Annotated in this window: 15 protein-coding genes; 3 read left to right on the forward strand and 12 right to left on the reverse strand. The window is 64.0% G+C overall.

The window, feature by feature from the left end; all coding sequences use genetic code 11:
- Positions 1-2 precede the first annotated feature (2 nt).
- The 6 genes from gspG to ACT01B_RS19625 form a co-directional block, all read right to left on the reverse strand.
- Complete coding sequence (gene gspG, locus ACT01B_RS19600; protein ID WP_445147533.1) at positions 3-371, reverse strand: type II secretion system major pseudopilin GspG; 369 nt, start codon at positions 369-371, stop codon at positions 3-5.
- A gap of 114 nt (positions 372-485) precedes the next feature.
- The gene (gspF, locus tag ACT01B_RS19605) at positions 486-1,703 is read right to left on the reverse strand and encodes a type II secretion system inner membrane protein GspF (protein WP_445144880.1); all 1,218 of its coding nucleotides are present in this window, start codon (positions 1,701-1,703) and stop codon (positions 486-488) included.
- 306 nt (positions 1,704-2,009) lie between these two features.
- Complete coding sequence (gene gspE, locus ACT01B_RS19610; RefSeq protein WP_445144881.1) at positions 2,010-3,743, reverse strand: type II secretion system ATPase GspE; 1,734 nt, start codon at positions 3,741-3,743, stop codon at positions 2,010-2,012.
- A gap of 502 nt (positions 3,744-4,245) precedes the next feature.
- Positions 4,246-6,246, reverse strand: coding sequence for an ESPR-type extended signal peptide-containing protein (locus ACT01B_RS19615; protein WP_445144882.1), 2,001 nt, complete (start codon positions 6,244-6,246; stop codon positions 4,246-4,248).
- 236 nt (positions 6,247-6,482) lie between these two features.
- Positions 6,483-8,471 carry a PA domain-containing protein gene (locus ACT01B_RS19620; RefSeq protein ID WP_445144883.1) on the reverse strand — a complete coding sequence of 663 codons (1,989 nt, stop codon included), beginning with the start codon at positions 8,469-8,471 and terminating at the stop codon, positions 6,483-6,485.
- Positions 8,468-8,923 carry a post-PEP-CTERM-1 domain-containing protein gene (locus ACT01B_RS19625; RefSeq protein WP_445144884.1) on the reverse strand — a complete coding sequence of 152 codons (456 nt, stop codon included), beginning with the start codon at positions 8,921-8,923 and terminating at the stop codon, positions 8,468-8,470. The genes ACT01B_RS19620 and ACT01B_RS19625 overlap by 4 nt, the downstream gene beginning before the upstream one ends.
- 378 nt (positions 8,924-9,301) lie before the next feature.
- On the opposite strand from ACT01B_RS19625, the gene ACT01B_RS19630 reads away from it, so the two are divergent.
- Positions 9,302-10,090, forward strand: coding sequence for a TatD family hydrolase (locus ACT01B_RS19630; protein ID WP_445144885.1), 789 nt, complete (start codon positions 9,302-9,304; stop codon positions 10,088-10,090).
- 323 nt (positions 10,091-10,413) lie between these two features.
- Here ACT01B_RS19630 and ACT01B_RS19635 read toward each other — a convergent pair whose 3' ends face one another.
- The 4 genes from ACT01B_RS19635 to ACT01B_RS19650 all read right to left on the reverse strand — a co-directional run bounded on the left by ACT01B_RS19635 (position 10,414) and on the right by ACT01B_RS19650 (position 14,406).
- Positions 10,414-10,950, reverse strand: coding sequence for an rRNA large subunit pseudouridine synthase E (locus ACT01B_RS19635; protein WP_445144886.1), 537 nt, complete (start codon positions 10,948-10,950; stop codon positions 10,414-10,416).
- 43 nt (positions 10,951-10,993) lie between these two features.
- Entirely contained in the window at positions 10,994-11,884 is an 891-nt protein-coding gene (locus tag ACT01B_RS19640; protein WP_445144887.1) for a class I SAM-dependent methyltransferase, read from the reverse strand.
- 223 nt (positions 11,885-12,107) lie between these two features.
- Positions 12,108-13,220 (reverse strand): S-(hydroxymethyl)glutathione dehydrogenase/class III alcohol dehydrogenase, encoded by a 1,113-nt coding sequence (locus ACT01B_RS19645; protein ID WP_445144888.1) that lies wholly within the window; start codon positions 13,218-13,220, stop codon positions 12,108-12,110.
- Positions 13,221-13,470: 250 nt separating this feature from the next.
- A complete protein-coding gene (locus ACT01B_RS19650; RefSeq protein ID WP_445144889.1) occupies positions 13,471-14,406 on the reverse strand; it encodes a LysR substrate-binding domain-containing protein in 936 nt (311 codons plus the stop codon).
- A 107-nt stretch (positions 14,407-14,513) separates the two neighbouring features.
- On the opposite strand from ACT01B_RS19650, the gene ACT01B_RS19655 reads away from it, so the two are divergent.
- A complete protein-coding gene (locus ACT01B_RS19655) occupies positions 14,514-14,708 on the forward strand; it encodes a hypothetical protein (RefSeq protein WP_445144890.1) in 195 nt (64 codons plus the stop codon).
- 79 nt (positions 14,709-14,787) lie between these two features.
- Positions 14,788-15,732, forward strand: a complete 945-nt coding sequence (locus tag ACT01B_RS19660; protein WP_445144891.1) for an aldo/keto reductase — start codon at positions 14,788-14,790, stop codon at positions 15,730-15,732.
- Between the two features lie 149 nt (positions 15,733-15,881).
- Here the strand turns inward: ACT01B_RS19660 and ACT01B_RS19665 are convergent, their stop codons facing one another.
- Positions 15,882-16,949 (reverse strand): TraB/GumN family protein, encoded by a 1,068-nt coding sequence (locus tag ACT01B_RS19665; protein WP_445144892.1) that lies wholly within the window; start codon positions 16,947-16,949, stop codon positions 15,882-15,884.
- 75 nt (positions 16,950-17,024) lie between these two features.
- On the reverse strand, positions 17,025-18,248 hold the full coding sequence (gene chrA / locus ACT01B_RS19670) for a chromate efflux transporter (RefSeq protein WP_445144893.1): 1,224 nt from the start codon (positions 18,246-18,248) through the stop codon (positions 17,025-17,027).
- Positions 18,249-18,367: the final 119 nt, after the last annotated feature.

Here is an 18,367-nt window from a genome sequence, read left to right on the forward strand (position 1 = left end):
CATTACTGCCAATTACCCACGTCCGCGCTATAACCGTCGCCGCCAGGCTGTCCGTCCTGACCGAAGAAAATCAGGTCGAAGCTGCCATGGTCGCCTGGGTACTTGTAACCAAAGTCGTGACCCCACGGATCATGCAGCTCGGACTCCTTCGCATAGGGGCCCTGCCAGTTGCGCGCGTTGGCCGGCTTCACCAGCAGGTCCTGCAGTTGCTTCGGTGGCGTGCCGTTGTCCAAGGCGTAGTTCTCGATCTTCTGACTGAGCGTGGTGAGCTGCGCCTTGCCCGCACCGTACTTGCCCTTGTCGACGTTCTTGCCCACCTGGGTCACCACCACGGCGCCGATGATGCCGATCAGCACGATCACCGCCAGCATTTCCAGCAGGGTGAAACCGCGCGTGGCGCGAAGACGGCGCATATTCCCTTGTTGCATGTCCAGGTACCTCGTGTAGTTAATGAGTCGGAGAGTTGCTTTATCGGACAGCGTGGCTCACTGAATGTTGCTGGTGAGGCTCAGCAGGGGCAGCAGGATCGCCGCCATGATGACTGCCACCATCAGGGTCATCACGATGGTCAGCGCCGGCACCAGCGCAGCGAGCAGACGATCGATGGCGCGGCGGCTTTCCAGCTCAAAGGTGTCGGCCACCTTCAAAAGCATGGTGTCGAGTTGGCCAGCCTCCTCGCCCACCTGCACCATATGCAGGGCCAAGCGCGGAAAACGCTGCGACTGAGCCAGGGAAAAGCTCAGGCCGGCGCCGCCTTTCACCTGTTCCGCCGCCTGTTCGAGCGCCTGGTCCAGCGCGCGATTGGCGGTGACCTGGCGCGCGATGGTCAGCGCCGACAGCAGCGGCACGCCGTTCTTCAGCAGGGTGCCCAGCGTGCGCGCGATGCGCGCGGTCTGCACCTTCAGCAACAGCGGGCCGACGACCCGCAAGGTGAGCAGGCGCGCATGCCACGCCAGCAGCATGGCCGGATCGCGCAGGCGCGCACGCACCACCACCACGCCCATCACCAGCAGGATCAGCAGTAACCACCACCACGACTGCAAGGTGTTGCCCACCGCCAGCACCACCTGGGTGATCAACGGAATCGGCACCTGCATGTCCTGGAAGATCGGCACGAACTGCGGCACTACATAGGCCAGCAACAACAGCAGCGAACCAAGCACGCCGACCATCAGGAAGGCCGGGTAGATCAGCGCGTTGATGATGCTGCCGCGCAGCTGTTGCGAACGCTCCAGGTATTCGGCGAGCCGACGCAGGGTGTCCTCCAGCGAACCACCCGCCTCACCCGCGCGCACCAGGCTGATATAGAGCTTGGGAAAGACGCCGTGCTCTTCGTCCAGCGCCTGCGACAGCGGCGTACCGCCGCGCACACGATCGCGCACCCGTTCGATGAGTTTCTTCGCGCGCTCGCCTTCGGGCAGTTCCATCAGGATGCCCAGCGCACGATCCAGCGGTTGGCCGGCGCCAAGCAAGGTCGCGAGCTGATAGGTGAACTGCGCCAGCTGATCGCCTGTGAACGGGCCGCGCCGGAACAACGCCGCCAGACCACTGCCGCCAACATCGGCGCCCGCCGCCTGCGCGTCCAGCGGCGTGTGGCCCTGATCCTGCAGGCGACTGATCACTTCCTCGAGGCTGGCCGCTTCCATCTGCCCCTGCAGCGTCTCACCGGCAGCACTGATGGCGCGATAGCGGAATTGGCTCACGCCATCACCTTCAAGGAACTTCGCTTGAGCAAAGAAGCGGGGAAGAGGGGCCCGTATTCGCCATAACCTCTCATACCCGTCATCCCACCTCTCCTACCTGTCATCCCACCTCCCCTCACCGTCATCCCAGCGAAAGCTGGGATCCAGTGCCTTTGGATGTTTGGTAGCGCGGAAAGACGCTGGATCCCAGCTTTCGCTGGGATGACGGTGAGGGATATCCAGGCGTCGCTAACGGATAGTCGTGCCCTCGCAAGCACCCGCCCCTCGCCCCAGCCCTCTCCCCACAGGGGAGAGGGAGTAGAAGCTTTAGCTCTCCTGCGTAACACGCAACACCTCCTCGAGGGTGGTGATGCCGGCGACCGCCTTGGCGATACCGTCCTCGTACATGGTGCGCATGCCTTCGGCGCGCGCCTGCCGTTCAATCTCACCGGCATCGGCGCGTTGCATCACCATGCGACGTAGCGGATCGCTCATCACCAGGAATTCCATGATGGCGCGGCGCCCGCGGTAACCGGTCGGGTTGGCCGCGCTGGTGCCTGGTTTCCATAAACGAATCGGACGCTCGTTGGTGTACTTGTGCAACTCGAACTGCTCGATCACTTCGGGCAAAGCCTCATACGACGTCGCCGTCTCGGGATCGAGGCGACGCACCAGCCGCTGCGCAAGAATGCCGTTGACGGTGGAGCCGAGCAGGTAATCCTCCACCCCCATATCGAGCAGGCGCGTGATGCCACCGGCCGCACTGTTGGTATGCAGGGTGGACAGCACCAGGTGACCGGTGAGCGCGGACTGGATTGCGATGCGGCAGGTCTCCAGATCGCGCATTTCACCGATCATGATCACGTCCGGATCCTGGCGCACGATAGAACGCAGCGCACCAGCGAAATCCAGCCCGATCTGCGGCTTCACCTGGATCTGGTTGATGCCCTCGATCTGGTACTCAACCGGGTCTTCGACGGTGATGATCTTCACGTCGGGCGTGTTGATCTTCGACAGCGCGGTATACAGCGTGGTGGTCTTGCCCGAACCGGTGGGGCCGGTGACCAGCAGGATGCCGTGCGGGCGATCCAGCACGTCGATGAAGCGCTGCTGGAAGTTGTCGGTGAAGCCGAGCGAGGCGAAGTCGAACACCACCGACTCACGGTCGAGGATACGCATCACGACTGATTCGCCGAAACTGGTCGGCACGGTAGACACGCGCAGGTCCAGCTCCTTGCCCTGCACGCGCAACTGGATGCGACCGTCCTGCGGCAGGCGGCGCTCCGCAATGTTCAGCTTGGCCATGATCTTGACGCGCGAAATCACCGCAGCGGTCGAGCTGGACGGCGGCGCTTCCACCTCGTGCAGGACGCCGTCGATGCGGTAGCGCACTTTCAGGCGGTTCTCGAACGGCTCGATATGCACGTCCGAGGCCCGCTGCTCCACCGCGCGCTGCAGGATCAGGTTCACCAGCCGGATCACCGGCGCCTCGGAGGCGAGGTCGCGCAGGTGCTCGACGTCGTCCTCGACCGCGGCGCTGCCGTCCAGGTTTTCGACGATGGTGCCCATCGCCGAGCGGCCAGAACCGTAATAACGTTCGATCAGGTCGTCGATTTCCGAACGCAGGCCGATGCGCAGCACCACCGGGCGCCCGGCGGCCAGCTGAATGGCCTGCAAGGGATAGGGGTCAGCCGGATCAGCCACCACCAGGCCCAGGCCGTCCTCGCCCACCCGCACCGGCACCACGTGCTGCTGCTTCAAAAATCGGCTGGAAACGTCGAGCTCGGAGGGCGGCAGCTCGGGGGCTTCACGGGCGGCGAGCAGGGGCGTCTGCAGCAATTCAGACCAGGCTTCGGCCAGCTCGCGCTCGGATACCAGGCCCAGCCGGGCCATCAGCGCGGTGAGGGTACCTTCGGGGGACTCCTCATGCAGCCGGCGCGCCCGCACCAGGTCGGCGTCTTTCAGCCGACCACGCGAAACCAGCAGCGCACAGACCGCTACTTCCTGGCCATCCATCGCCACTCCCTCCTTACTGACCACCGGCTTCGCAACTGCCGACATGCGTTCACCCCGCTTGGAAACTCGGCAATGTGCCCATCGGTGCCGCCCCCAAACGGCATCGAGAGCGCATTGTTAACACACCCGTAGACCGTGACGCGAGCACGATTCCTCACCTTGGCTCACTGGTATCGACTGCGACCCCATCGGTACGTTCAACTCGCGCCAAAAGGTAATCAACCCAGATGACCGTTCGCTTGCCATGCCGGAAGCCGTTCATCGCGCGGCGATAATCGCAAGAACAGTGCCTGCACAGACAAAACCGGCGCCAACAGGCGCCGGTTTTCACCCGTTGGGCGGTTGAACTGATTGTTGCCCCGGTCGCGCGGGCGTTGAGGTCCTTGCCACTTGCAATGCCACCCCACTTCTCATCGGCACAGGCGCTGCCTTGTTGCACAGCGGTATTGCGTCCGACTGTTCATGCGTGGCCGCCCCCGTTGGGACGAAATGCAAATCACCAGAAGAATGCACCGCGACAGTCATTGCCGCGGTGCTGTGCTCTGACCTACAAGTCGACGCCGAAGCCGACACCAGCCGAGTTCTCCGAGCCGGAGAAAGCGCCGCCTAGGCTGACGCGCGTGCGCTCCCCGATCGATGTCGCATAGCCCACGGAGAGGGCGCCGTGCCCGTTCTGCACGCCGACACCGGCCGCGACACGCCCACGCCCACTGGCGCCCGCCGCGTTGATGGCCATCTGCGTGTTGGCGGCGCTCATCGCACCGAGCCGGTCCATGCGCTGGTCGACACGCTGGAAGCGCCGATCCACCGAACCGCGAAACGCATTGAAGTCGTCGACGCCCACGGCATTGCTCATGCGGCTATCGGTGTACTTCTTGGACGCGTTGAGGGTCTGCGCATCGCCCGTGTCTGCATAGGCCTTGGCCGTCGCCAGCGCATCATTCAACTGGCCGACGTTCGCCGCATCCGTGGTCGCGGTGCCGGCAGCCACGTTGGTGATTTGGCGTTCGTGCCCCTTGCTGCCGACGGAGACGCTGTTGGCACGATCGGCGACGGCATTGGCGCCCAGCGCCACGCTGTTGGCGGCGGTGGCCGAAGCTCCCTGACCGATCGCGCTGGCGGAAGCTGCCGTCACGATGCTATCCGCGCCAATGGCGACCGCGTTGGTGGCTTGCGCACTGGCCGAGGCATTGTTGCCCACCAGGGTCGAACCATCCGCCCCGGCCTGAGCACCATGGCCAACCACGGTATCCCTGGCATCGTTGGCATGACTGTTGATGCCGATAGCCAAGCCATCGCCGGTCCCCGCAGGTAACTGGGTGCTGTCGCTTTGAATGTCGATACGACGAATCACTCCGGTCAGGCTACCGTCGAGCGCGCTCAGGGCACTGCCTATGTCGTTGTACACGCTGCCCTGGATATAGAACGCCGGGGCACTCAAGCCAGACGCGCCAAAGCTGGCGCCGCCACCTAGCGACGTGGCCACGCGATTGCCAAAGGCATAGAGCTGACCGCCGTTGATCGCTTCGAGACTGCCCGCGTCGATGGCGCCGGCCGCGACATTGGCCAGCACGGTGCCGCCGTTGCCGGCGAAGCTGACTCGGTTGCGGCTCACATCGGCGTAGCTCACCGCGTTTAGGTCGGCGAGCGCACCGTTCACGTCAGCGACCGCAGCGTCGAGCTGGGCCAGATTCACCGCATCGGTGGCTTCAGTGCCGGCCGCCATATTGGTGATCTGGCGTTCGGAGCCGACTGCACCCACCGAAACCGTATCGCTGCGAAGCGCGACGCTGCCATATCCCAGGGCGACGCTGCCCTCCCCAATGGCCTGCGCTCCACTGCCATAGGCCGTCCCCTGTGACCCGGCCACTGCACCGTAACCACCCGCCGTAGCGAAATCGCCCGTCGTGTTCGCATGGCTGCCGAAGGCCGATGCACCGACACCAAATGCATTGGCATTCGCACCAACCGCCGTCGCGTTCGCATCGGCAGCGACGCTCTGGTAACCCAAGGCCGTGCCTTCTTCAGCAACGGCCATGCTACTGGCACCAAGCGCTGTGCTGCGTTCGCCGAACGCCGCGCTGGCGGTGCCGATCGCCGTGCTATCGGTTGCATCAGCGGTGGCATCACTGCCGATTGCGGTAGCACCGCGTGCATTCGCGCCCGCATCGGCACCCAAGGCCACGCCGTAGTCGCCCAGGGAGTGCGAGCCGGAGCCCAAGGCCACGCTCCATTGGCCGCCCGCATAGGCGTGCCCGCCGAGTGCGACGGCATAGTCGAAGGCCACCGCCGCATGCCCCGCTGCCAGACCACCATTGAAGACGAATGGGTCAACCCACGCTTCGCTCCCTCCGTCCGCCGCGATCTCCGCTGCAAGCGTCGGTGCCGCACCCAACACCAGAGCCAGCGCAGCCACTAGCGGCACGGCGCCTCCGATGGCGCGGCGTCCCTTCCTAGACACCCCGCCCTCTCGGGTCCTGGCAAGCTCGCCAGCCACGACGAGCAAACCCAAGGCTCTGTTCCATACTTTGCTGTAGATCCTGTTCATCGACGATCTCCTCCGATGGATGCTGCTGATCCCTGGGCGCCGTGACACGGGCACAGCGTGACGAAACGACACGGGCAAGCACGTCCAATTTGCCGACGCGCGTCCCGCGGACGGCAGCCGAAGCTGCCGCGGCCATGACCTCCCGCGATGTCGTTCACTGCCCCTGCGCGGGCACCCTGCATGTGTCTTGCAAATGCACTGCCGGAATGCCGAACGAATGCTTCCGGCCGGCCATGTCAGGGGGCCGTATAGCTGCCCTGCACATTCACTCCCGCGTACGTCATCGCCCCAACCAGCTTCAGGTAGTAGATTCCCGCCGCCGGACGCGCGATCACCACGGACTCGTTATTGCCGACGTGCACGGACTGCGCGTCGAAATTTGCCGTGGTAGGCACCGCGCCCACCTTGACGTAGAGCGACACGTCACCGCTGCCGCCGAAGGTTCGCAGCACGAGGCTGCGCGCGCCGGCCGGCACGCTTAGCTGGTAGACCGCCTCGTCACCGGCCGCACCGGATTGACCGCCTAGCGTCGCGCCGTTCTGGAGCACGATGGCGGTGGGACCGCTCGGCTCTCCCGCGCCCGTGCCCGGACCCCACGCGGCGAACTGCTTCAGCAAGGTGGCATCGGCAAGGCAGGCGTTGAGACGGCTGGCCTGGGATTGGCTGATCAAACCACTCGACGCAAGTCGCGCTGCATACGTCAGCGCCGCCGAACGATAGCTGGCAAACGTCGTCGCCGCGGCCGCCTGCGCCTTGAGATTGGAAATCACATTGGCGCCCACGATCACGCCACCCGGCAACCAGGTCGGAATGCCGGTGTCGCACGTAAGCAGTGCTTGTGTGCCCTCGTTGAGTTGCCAGCCTTCATCCTTCAAGAGTGCCGGCGTGAGATCGAGATCGATCTGGCCCATCAGGTCCGCAGTGATCGCGTACTCCATCAGCGCGTTCGGCGTCAGGCGAGTGTCGTAATGCGAGAACGACGAGCCCTGTACCAGCGCGGTCGGTGCGTACAACAGCACGTTGCCGTCAACGTCACCCCCAGCGAGACGATGCTGTGGGTCGGCACCGAAGGCCACAGCGAGGTTGCTGAGATTTGCCTTGAACGCATTGCCGACCGCCTGCGTGACGGCCAGGGTCGGGATGGTGACAGTGACATCGTCGCCAGCGGGCGAGATGGTGCCAGCCTGGTTGTTGGCGATGATCACCGCTGTTGCCCCGGCGACCTGGGCGTTCTTCACCTTGATGGTGAACCCACACGTACCGCGATCGATGAGCGCCACCTTGCCCCTGACGCCTGCGTCGACGGCGTCACAGGCCAAGGGATCGGAGGGCCGATACACGGCGCCGCTGAAATTGGCGGCAGTGGCCGCTGGACCGAACGACGCCGTGCTGTAGTCGTAGGCGCCGGCAATGACGGCGGGTGCCGTCACGCTCAGGGTTATCAGCGGCTTCAATGCCAGTGGCGCCTCGGCCTTTACGGAGGCGCCGGTGAACACCAGGTGCGTGTCGTTCAGAGCCGCTACCTTGCGCTCGGCATTCGTCATCTTGGTCCATGCTTTGCCGGTGAGGTTGTCCTTCACGAAGGTCGAGTAGATATCGGACCTGCTCTGAAGCTGCGCGCCAGTGGACAGCGTATTGAAGCCGGAGAAGCCCAGGCCGTGCGCCATCTCGTGCAGGACGACGTTGAGAAAATTGATCTGGCCTGCTGGGGTTTTGCCATCGAGGCCGAAATACCACGATGCACCTTCAAGACACCCGGTGCTGCCCATCTTGCCGTTGAACTGGCTTTGAATATCGGCCTGGCCGGGATCCGCATCTTCACCAGCCAGCGCATCGGTGAGTGCGGAGTGATACCACACGCCCGCCAGCGCACCCGCCGGAGGCGGAGTGCTGAACGCGAAAACGCTAGTGGTTCCGGATGAGCCAAGCGTGCCGGAAGTGGCCGTGCAGGAGAGATCCTTGAAGGTCGCATTGTTGATCACTGGCACATCGCTCTTGAGCACCGCGCCCCATAAGTCGGCCGCGAAGCGGAACACGATCAGCGCCTGCTCACCGCGCGTCTTGCCTGGATTGCCGCCGATTGGCGTCACGGGGGTGGGATCGTCCAGGCCCTTCCTGGTGCCGACGTCCTGATTGACGATGCGGATCTCGGCGGCGGAAGCCATGCCTGGCGCAAAACCCGCAGACAGCGCGATGCATAGGAAGACCAGCTTGCGGCGGTTCATCGGACAGCCTCCTGCGCCTTGCCCTTGCTGTCGCCAGCGGCGTCACCCTGGTGATGAATCAGCACGCTTCCATCCGCCCGCTGCTCGGCCACCAGACTGCTCACCAGGCTTTCGGGCACGTCCACGGCGGTCACCTCCACACCGCTGCGCAGGCGCAGCTTGCGCGTGGTGGCGAGTGCCGCCTGTTCGGTCAACGGACGCGCGAAACCCGTGCCGCCAGCGGTGGGTTGCTGGCTACGGCTTTGCGCTTCCTGGCCGGTCAGTGCCATTGAAAGCGCCGTACGCTCGGCCTCCGTCGGCTCGCGTAACCGGCCGGTCGCAGGGTCAATCGCTACCTGCACGCCCTGTACCGTCACCGTGGTCTGTGGTGCAAGCGCCTGATCGGCCGCCTGCGCCGACACCGCGCCGGCAAACAGCCACCCAGCCAGACTCAAACCTGCGGTCTGGATCATCGTTTTTCCTCGCATGAGACCTCCTCCCTTGAGATGCGAAAAGCGATGCCGGCAACCGGCACCGCCACGACCGCAGCGGAACTACCCCTTCCACTCCGGCGTTATGTCCGGACAGCGCCCAGCGCAGGGCCACCTGATAGGGGTCCTGGACGTAGCCAACCGGTAAACCGATGCGTACGCCCACCCGAGGGGAATGACCCTGAGGTGCGGCTAAAAGACGCTACCAGCAACTTCTTGCGATCGCCAAGGGCGTGGGGCTGGGGTTTTCCCCGCCGTCGCGTAGGGCATTTCTCGAGGTTTTTTGCACTGCACCCAGTCCGGCCTTGCTACGTCGGACTTGTCTGGGACAATGAACGACTTTCACTGTCCACCAAGCCCATGCAGTTGCTCGATATCGGCGCCAATCTCACTCACGAATCGTTTCACCACGACTTTGATGCTGTGCTGCAGCGTGCGCAGGCGCATGGCGTGACACGACTGATCGTCACCGGTGCATCGCGTGATGGCAGCACGCATTCGCTAGCGCTGGCGCAAAAGCACCCCGGCGTGCTTTACGCCACGGCGGGCGTGCATCCCCATCACGCGATCGATTACAACGACGCCACTGATGCCCTGCTGCGCGAACTGGCGACGCATCCAGAAGTGCGTGCCGTGGGCGAAACCGGGTTGGACTACAACCGTAATTATTCGCCGCGCGACGTGCAGCTCGCGGTGTTCGAGCGCCAGCTGCAGATCGCAGTCGATGCGCAGAAGCCGCTGTTCCTGCATCAACGCGATGCGCACCACGATTTCATCGCCTTGCTGCGGCGCTACCGCGACAAGCTGCCGGGTGTGGTGGTGCATTGTTTTACCGATACCGGCGAGGCGCTGCGTGACTATCTCGCGCTGGATTGCCATATCGGCATTACCGGCTGGATCTGCGACGAACGGCGTGGCACGCATTTGCGTGAGCTTGTACGGGAGATTCCTGCGAATCGCCTGATGATCGAAACCGATGCGCCCTATCTGCTGCCGCGCACCGTACGGCCGCAACCCTCGCATCGACGCAATGAGCCGATGTATTTGCGACATATCTGCGAAGAGATTGCCCGCGATCGCGGCGAAGCGGTGGAAGTCACGGCGGCCAATAGTACGGCGGCGGCGATGGCGTTCTTCGGCATCACCTGATCGCAGGATAGTTGTGTAGAAGCGCACCCTGTGCGCGACAAGCCGGCAGGACTGCCGGCTTGCACAGCGCAAGCTGCCCATAGGGCGAGGGCCAAGGATGGCCCGAGTGACAAGCCGGCAGGACTGCCGGCTTGCACAGCGCAAGCTGCCCGTAGGGCGAGGGCCAAGGATGGCCCGAGTGACAAGCCGGTAGGACTGCCGGCTTGCACAGCGCAAGCTGCCCGTAGGGCGAGGGCCAAGGATGGCCCGAGTGAAAAGCCTACGCAGCGGCGACGCCGTGATCGCGCACAGGGTGCGCTCCTACAACAACACCTATATCGCACCTACGAAGTGAGGATGCGTGTTTCGCCCGGCGCCAGCCCATCCAGCGCGTAGCCGCCGACGCGCTCGCGGATCAGGCGCAGGGTCGGAAAACCGACCGCCGCCGTCATGCGTCGCACTTGGCGGTTGCGCCCTTCGTGCAAGGTGATGCGCAGCCAGCTGGTGGGAATCAGTTTGCGAAAACGCACAGGCGGATCACGCGGCCACAGCCAGGCCGGCTCGGCGGCGTGTTCCGCACTGGCCGGCAGCGTGGGGCCATCGTTGAGCGTCACGCCGCGCTGCAGTGCTGCCACGGCGTCGTCTGTAACCTGGCCATCGACTTGCACTAGATAAGTCTTCGGCTGCTTGTGCTTTGGGTCGGTGAGTCGATGGGCGAGACGGCCATCATCGGTCAGCAGCAGCAGGCCTTCGCTGTCGTGATCGAGCCGGCCTGCCGGATAGACGTCTTTCTGCGTGACGAAGTCCGCCAACGTGCGGCGACCGTCCGCATCGGTGAACTGGCACAGCACGCCATAGGGTTTGTTGAATGCGATCAGCATGCGGGATCGATCGCGCGCCAGCTCGGCGCGCGATCGTGGTGAATCACGGCGACTTGGCTGGCGCTTCGGGCTTCACGAAACGCAGGGTCATGCGATCCGATTCGCCGATGGCGAGGTACTTGGCCTTGTCCTGGTCACCCAGGGTCAGCGTGGGCGGCAAGGTCCACACACCCTTCGGGTAATCCTTGGTGTCTTTCGGATTGGCGTTGATCTCGCTCTGCTCTTCCAGCTTGAAGCCGGCGTCGGTCGCCAGCTTCACCACAAAGCTGGTCGGCAGGTAGCCGCTTTCCTTGATGGCATCGACATTGGCATTGTCCGCCGCGCGATGATCCACCACACCGAGCACACCGCCCGGTCGCAGGGCGGCGTAAAACGCCTTGAACATGGTCGGCGCCGTATCGGCGATCACCCAGTTATGCACATTGCGGAAGGTGAGGATCATGTCGGCCGAACCCGGTGCGCCGAAGACCGGGGCCTTCGGGTCGAACTCCAGGATCTGGGCTTTGCCGAAGTGCGCCGGATTGCCGGCAAACTTTTCGCGCAACGCGGTGACATCGCGGCGCGCTTCGCCATCGTCTTTCGGCTTCAGCACGGCAGCGATGTAGTGACCGTTGTCGCGCAGCAGCGGTGCCAGGATTTCGCTGTACCAGCCGCCACCCGGGGTTATTTCGATGACCGTCTGATCCGGCCTTACGCCAAAGAACTGCAGCGTGGCCTTGGGGTGGCGATAGACATCGCGCGCTCGGTTTTCGGGCGAACGCCAGTCGCCTGCCAGCACCTGGTCCAGCCGCGACGCAGTGAAGTCAGTGGCGCTGGTCGGCGGCACCGCGGCGCCGGCCGGTTGATCCTGCGGCTGCGCATCAGCCGGCCCGGAATTGCCGCTACAAGCCGCCAACAGCAGCGCTGCCAGGCCCGGAATCACACGCTTATTCATCGACAACCCCTATCAAACAGAACAAAAAGCGCCTACACGGCAGGCTAGCACGCAGCTTGCCGGCCGCCACGTATACAAATGGTGGATGGACGGCACCCGGTTGCGCCGCTCATCATGCTCCCGACGGGTATACCGGCAAAGACTTGATCGCGGCGGTTTGTGGCAGGAAAGCACACGACCCTAAAGTCGGGCTTTCATTTCGCTAAATGAGGCGTGCGCCAGCTCAGTAGTGGATCACCGAGCGGATCACCTTGCCCTCGTGCATCAGGTCGAACGCTTCGTTGATGCGCTCCAGCGGCAAGACTTCGGTAATCATCTCGTCGATCTTGATCTCGCCGGCCATATAGCGATCCACATAACCGGGCAGCTGCGTACGCCCCTTGACCCCGCCGAACGCCGATCCGCGCCACACCCGTCCGGTCACCAGTTGGAACGGTCGCGTGCTGATTTCCTGTCCCGCACCGGCGACGCCGATGATGATCGACTCGCCCCAACCCTTGTGGCAGCACTCCAGCGCCGAACGCATCACCTGCACGTTACCGATGCACTCGAACGAGTAATCCACGCCGCCGTCGGTCAGGTCGACGATGACCTGCTGGATCGGCGTGTCCGGGTAATCCTTCGGGTTGATGAAGTCCGTCGCGCCCAGCGCCTTGGCCATGACGAACTTGTCCGGGTTGGTATCCACCACCACGATGCGGCCGGCCTTCGCCATCACCGCGCCCTGCACCACCGACAGGCCGATGCCGCCCATGCCGAACACGGCCACGCTCGCACCCGGCTCGACCTTGGCGGTGTTGAGCACGGCGCCGATGCCCGTGGTGATGCCGCAGCCGAGCAGGCAGACCTTTTCCAGCGGCGCCTCCTTATTGATCTTGGCCAGCGAAATTTCCGGCAGCACGGTGTATTCGCTGAAGGTGCTGGTGCCCATGTAGTGCAGCAACGGCTTGCCGTTGAGCGAGAAGCGCGAGGTGCCGTCGGGCATCAAGCCCTTGCCCTGGGTCACGCGGATCTTCTGGCACAGATTGGTCTTGCCCGAGAGGCAGAATTTGCACTCGCCGCATTCGGGCGTGTACAGCGGAATCACGTGATCGCCGACTTTAAGCGAGGTTACGCCTTCACCCACTTCTTCCACGATGCCGCCGCCTTCGTGGCCAAGAATCACCGGGAACATGCCTTCCGGATCGGCGCCCGACAAGGTGAAAGCGTCGGTATGACAGACACCCGTCGCCACGATGCGTACCAGCACTTCGCCCGCCTTGGGACCAGCGACGTCGACTTGTTCGATGGTGAGGGGCTTGCCTGCTTCCCAGGCGACGGCGGCGCGAGATTTCATGGGGTTTACTCCGGGGGATCGGGGGGATGCGAAGGGGAATGATGACGTTTTGGCGCGCGATGGGAAACCTCGCGATGGGTCAGGGATGGGTGGGCGCCGAGGTCAAAAGGGCAGGAGCGCACCCTGTGTGCGACAAACTGGAAGGACTGCCGGTTTGCACAGCGCATGCTGCCCGCAGGGCGAGGGCCAAGGATGGCCCGAGTGAAAACCAACGCAGCGGTAAAGCCGTGATCGCGCAAAGGGTACGCTCCTACACAGAGGAACCGAGGGCTGCGCTTTTCTGGCCCACGGACGACGTTGCGTACGACATCGTCTTCGCATAGGCCGCTGCCTCCTCATGCAGCCAATCGCGAAAAATCCGCAGGCTTGCGTGATCCCGCGCCCGTTCCGGATAGACCAGGAAATAGGCCTCCGGAATCTGCAGGTAGCGGTTGCCCAACACCTGCAGCAAGCCCGCCTCGATCATCGGCCGCGCCATCACCATGCGTCCCAAGGCCACGCCCATGCCTTCGCTAGCCGCGCGCTGCAAGGCGTCGGTATTGTCGAACTGCGCCACGTAACGTCGCGGCGGCTGGCCGCCGGTGGCGGTAAACCAGTCACGCCAACGATCACCGGGATCACCCAGCAGCGGCCACTTGGCGAGATCGGCGGGATCGACGCCACGCATGCGTTCCAGCAACGCAGGCGCCGCTACCGGGGCGATCCACTCGTCGAACAGGCGTTCAGTGACGAGGCCCGGCCAGGGGCCACGGCCATAGCGCATGGCGGCATCGACCGGATCACGATCAAAGTTGACCAGCTCCACGCTCGATTGCAGGTTGAGTTCCAGCTCGGGATGCGCCGCCACCAGGCGCGCCAGACGTGGCACCAGCCAACTCGACATCACGCCGGGAATGGCGCTGAGCGTCAGCGCTTCCTCGCGACGGACACGGTAACCCGACAGTGCGCGGTCGATGCCTTCGAAGTGATGCCCCACGGCTTCCATCAGGCGACGTCCCTCGGGGGTGAGTTGCACGCCACGAGGGCCACGATCGAACAGCCTGCGCTCCAGCCGCTGTTCCAGTTGGCGTACCTGGTGGCTGAGCGCACTGACGGTAAGGTTGGCCTGTTCGGCGGCGCGAGAGAGGTTGCCCAGGCGGCCGACCTGCACGAATTGTTGGAGCAGATCCAGCGAGATGCGCGCCATATTGAAATTTCCTCAAGCCTGGCTTGTGAATATATCGCTTTTAGGCGGCATGCGAGCCTCCTATCTTGAGCGCACCACCACACATGGCAACACGAAGGGAGGATGTCATGAGCTCGCTCTGGACTGACCTGTTGTTCATGCACGGCCACATCACGAATGTCGACTTGGCGCGTCGGTTGGCCGAAATGCCGAAATCCGACAAGAAGCCCACCGGCAAGCGGCAGCGTGCGCCCTTGCAGGCCCAGCGTTCCGCGGACAAGGGATGCCCTGCCCTGGCTGCTGGCGACTGCCTGCCGACTTGATTCGCCGCGGATCCGCTACCACGTCGACCGGGTACGCCCGTCGCATTCCGCGGCGGCCCTGGTAGCAAGGACCCCGCCCATGCCACTGCGCCAACTCGGCCGATCCACACTCTCCGTCGCACCGCTCGCCTTTGGTGGCAATGTGTTTGGCTGGAGTGCGGACGAACAGCGTTCGTTCGAACTGCTCGATGCGTTCGTCGACGCCGGCTTCAACCTCATCGATACCGCGGACGTTTATTCGGCCTGGGTGCCAGGTAATCGCGGCGGCGAGTCCGAGACCATCATCGGCAAGTGGCTCAAGCGGAGCGGCAAGCGCGACAAGGTGGTGATCGCCACCAAGGTGGCGAAATGGGCCGAGCATCCGGGCCTGTCGCCGATCAACATCAACCAGGCCGTGGACGGCTCGCTCAAGCGGCTGCAGACGGATCACATCGATCTGTACCAGGCCCATGAAGACGACGCGACGGTGCCGCTGCATGAAACCCTGGGCGCGTTCGCACGGCTGATCGAGCAGGGCAAGGTGCGCGTGATTGGCGCGTCCAACTATGGCGCGGATCGTTTCGGCGAAGCGCTGGCGGTCTCCGCGAAAAACAACCTGCCGCGCTATGAAACGCTGCAGCCGGAATACAACCTGGTCAATCGCGCGGTTTACGAAAAGGAGCTCGAACCGCTGGTTGTTGCCGAGAACATCAGCGTCATCAACTACTACGCCTTGGCCAGCGGCTTTCTGAGCGGCAAATACCGTAGTGAGGCCGACCTTGGCAAGAGCGCCGCCCGCGGCGGTACGGTGCGGAAGTATCTCAATGCACGCGGGCTGGGTATTCTCGCCGCGCTCGACAAGGTGGCGGCTGCACATGGCGCGACACCTGCACAGGTTGCGCTAGCGTGGTTGATTGCACGCCCGAGTGTGACGGCGCCGATCGCCAGTGCTACCAGCATTCCGCAGCTGACGGAGCTGTTTGGTGCGGTGAAGTTGCAACTTAGTGCTGAGGATATTGCGGCGCTGGATCGAGCGAGCGCCTGACATAGCCTCCTCTCCCCTCGGGGGAGAGGACTGAGGTGAGGGGTGGGTGCTCGCGATGAAGCCGCAACAGAGCAGGTTTTAAACCGACGTTTCCGCAAGATTGACCCCTCACCCTAACCCTCTCCCCGAAGGGGAGAGGGGACTAGAAGCTACTCGCTGCCGTCCGGCGCTTCCACCTGATAACCCTTCGCCTTGAGCTGCGCGATCAGTCCCTTGGGCGACAACACTTCTTCCATCGGCAACATCGCGAAGGTTTGCGCGTTCGCGTTCAACGCCTGCTCGGCGGCGCCGAGCCAGATCGCCTGTGCTTTCTGCTGGATATCGCTGAAGCCCAGCTGCTTGGCGAAGCCTGCCTCGGTGACGGCAGAAATACATGCTTCGCGCAGATCATTCATCGGCAGGCTACGCAATGCCTCGATGTCACCCGTGGCCCAGGCGTTGGCGCGCGCCGTGATGCGGCCCATATCGTGTTCCACGGTATCGAGCGTACGTCCGAAGCATTCCAGATCGTCCATGGGCGAGACCTTGAAGGTCTTCACGGCAGAACGCGGCTGTTCGATCAGCATGGTGTAGCGCGCCGCGCTGACCTTCACGCCATGCTTCTTGGCCAGCTCGCGCACCGTTTCCTTCACGCCACCGGAGGCACTCAGTCCGCTGCGCTTGACTGCCTTGTCGTACAACTCCACGGCCGCGAAGATCGGGCGCCAGTCTTCCACGCTGCGATCGCTGCCGATGTATTGCTGCTTGAGCACTTGCCAGCGTGCGTACTGCGCCGCGGGCACGACCTGTTGCAGACTTTGCCCGTCCGGATTCTTGCGAGCGCCGATCAAGGAGGGCAGCAAGAACAGCTTGCCGAAGAAATTCGTCTTCGGCTTCAAGGCCACAGACGGCGGCCCCAGCACTTCCTGCGATTCGGCGATGGTCTGTTCGACTTCGTCGGTTTTCCATTGCATGTGATCAGGCAAGGGCGACAACGTGCCAAGCACCCACATCACGTGATCACCCTTGCTCACCTTCCACAGGCCAGGTCCGGGTTGAATGCCACTGACCGTCACCGCGTCGAGATTGGTGACCTGCGATGGCACAGGGGCCGTCGCAGGAGTGGGCGGCGCACTTTGCCCGAAGACCGGTGCCGCGGCGACCAGAACGAACAGACCGACGGCCAGCGCCTGATGCAGATGACGGCTTAGCGAGTTACTGGTGGCGGTCCGATTCATGGATCGTGCTTCCTTTAGGGTCTGCATTCTGACCATTGAGCCATGGGTGCGGTTCCATGCATAGAAACCATCGATTCAGCCGCCCAGGCTGGGGCCGAGGCATGCCGCGGCTACGCACCACAGCACCGCGGCCCATGCAGGCTGTTTCGCCAGCGTGAGCATGGCAAAACCGCATGCGGCGATCACGATGTCGGCGGGTCCGTGCACCGTGCCCGTCCACACCGGATGATAGAACGCGGCAGCAAGCAAGCCGACGACGGCCGCGTTGATCGCGGCAACCACGCGCACCGCTTCGGCACGCGACGACAGGCGCTGCCAGAAGGGGAGCACACCACCGAGCAGCAGAAAGCCGGGCAGGAAGATCGCGGCCAAGGCGACCAACGCGCCGATCATGCCGCCCTGCCCGCCTTGCATCTGGCGGCCGAGATACGCGGCCAACGAAAACATCGGCCCCGGCATCGCCTGTGCCGCGCCATAGCCGGCAAGGAAGCTGCTTTCATCCACCCAGCCGGGCACCACCAGCGCCTGCCGCAACCACGGCAGCACCACATGGCCACCGCCGAAGACGAGTGCCCCGGCGCGATAGAAGGCCGCGCCGATCCGCAGCAGCAACGCGCCATGCGTGCCCATGCTCAGGGCCAACAGCAGCAAGACCGCGTAGAGAGATAGCAGCGGCATGGCCACGCGACGACCGTAGCGCGGCGTAGGCGCCTCATCGCGATGCGCCGTGAGGTGGCGGCAAAGCCATGGCCCCATCAAGGCAGCCAACACAATCACCAGCAACTGCATCCATGCCTGTGGCTGCCACAGCACGATGGCTGCCGAGCCCAAGGCGAGCGCGCGGCGCGGCCAGTCGGGTGTCAGCGCACGCCACATGCCGAGCACACCATGCGCGACCACGACCACCGCCACCAGCTTGAGCCCGTGCAGCAACGACTGCCCCCATGGGCCATGCAGGTAGGGCGCCCACCAGGCGAAGCCAAGCATGAGCAAGGCGGAAGGCAAGGTGAAACCGACGAAAGCCGCGATGGCGCCGGGCCAGCCCGCGCGCAGCAAGCCGATGGCGAAACCGAGCTGACTGCTCGCCGGGCCCGGCAGGAACTGGCATAGCGCGAGTAACTGGGAGAAGCGCGCATCGTCGAGCCAGTGCCGCTGTTCGACGAAAGCGCGCCGGAAATAGCCCAGATGCGCGATGGGGCCGCCGAAGGAGCGCAGGCCAAGGGCGAGGAAGACGGTGAAGACTTCCGTGGCGCGGCCGGTTGGCACGGTGGACTCGTTGGATTGAGGCAGCGCGTTCATGGGCGGGAGCCTAGCGCAGTGCGGCGAGTGCCTGCATTACGGAAGAAGACACGCAGATCATTTTAGCCCTACGCAAATGCGAGCCCGCATCGGACCCGCCAGCGAAGAGCGCAAGATGC

The organism is Dyella sp. Tek66A03, from assembly GCF_052567735.1.